The organism is Salipiger sp. HF18, assembly GCF_011806505.1.
Taxonomy (GTDB): Bacteria; Pseudomonadota; Alphaproteobacteria; order Rhodobacterales; family Rhodobacteraceae; genus Salipiger; species Salipiger thiooxidans.
Window position 1 is genome coordinate 1 of record NZ_JAATOS010000789.1, and the last position, 1,219, is coordinate 1,219.

Annotated in this window: 1 protein-coding gene and 1 pseudogene; both read right to left on the minus strand. The window is 73.0% G+C overall.

Annotated features, from left to right (window positions below):
- The coding region (locus tag HC022_RS26945; protein ID WP_167454421.1) for an AEC family transporter at positions 1-755 on the minus strand (755 nt) is incomplete at its 3' end.
- Between the two features lie 129 nt (positions 756-884).
- Positions 885-1,219: pseudogene (locus tag HC022_RS26950) on the minus strand (ATP-dependent RNA helicase); the annotation flags it as partial.

Genomic DNA, 1,219 nt, shown 5'->3' on the forward strand with positions numbered 1-1,219 from the left:
ACCAGCACCATCGCCTCGGTCGCGCCGAGGCCGAAAAGCGCTGCCACACCCGCCGCCAGAACCGGCATCGCCAGGAGCCGCAGCGCGCCGTTGCCGACCAGCGCCACCACGTCCTTGCGCATCGCGACCGGACGCAGCGCCGCGCCGACGCAGAGCAGGCCGAGCGGCAGGCTGCCGCGGGCCAGAAGCTCGAGGAAGGTGCCTCCGCCGAACGGCAGGCCGATGCCCGAGAGCGCCAGCACGATGCCCACGATGCAGGCGAGGATCAGCGGGTTGCGCAGCATCGCCCGCCCGAGCCCCAGCGGATCGCGAAGCGCGTTGGCCTCGGTCAGCGCCATGATCGACAGCACGTTCACCAGCGGCACGGTCACCGCGAGGTAGACCGCCGCCCGGCCGATGCCCTCGGGGCCGGACAGGCTCGTGACGATGGCAAGCCCGAGATAGGTGTTGAAGCGCACCACGCCCTGCAGCGCCGGCCCGAAGCGCGAGGCGGGGACGCCGCGGATCCGGCGGGCCAGCAGCATGAAGAGCGCCGCGATACAGACCGTGGCGATGGCCGCCGCGCCGAGCTTCAGGATCGCGGGATCGCGCACAGGCGCTTTCATGAGGCTCGCGACCAGCAGCGCGGGGAAGAGGATGAAGTAGTTCATCCGCTCGGCGGCGGGCCAGAAGCCGGGCTCGGGGAACCCGGCGCGGGCCAGCACGTAGCCGAGGCAGATCAGCGCGAAGAGCGGCCAGATGGTCAGGATGAGCACGTCGGATCCTCGGCGGCTGGGATGGCGGAGCGTCCCGCCAGCCCTAGCACCGGGCGCCTGTCCTGTTCCAGACGTCCCGGGCTGCGCGGGCAGAGAAAGCCGCGGCCCGGCGAGGCCGCGCGCGCAGGATCAGCGCTTGCCGCGGCGGGGCGGCTCGTTGCCGCCGGCACCGGGCTTGCGCGGGGTGCGGGCGCCGGGCTTGGCGCCACCCGGCGGGGTGAAGCGGCGCGAGGCGTCGCGGGCGTCGGGCGCGGGACCGGCGGACTTGCCCTTGGGCTTGCTGTCGCCGAACTTGCCGGGCCTGTCGCCGAACTTGCCCGCAGGCTTGCGTGCGCCGTCGCCGGTCTTGCCACCAGGCTTGCCGTCACGCTTGGGCTTTCCGAACCCGCCATCACGCGCCTTGTCGGACTTCGGCTTTCCGAAGCCGCCATCCCGGGGCTTGTCCTTGCCGTAGCCACCCTCGC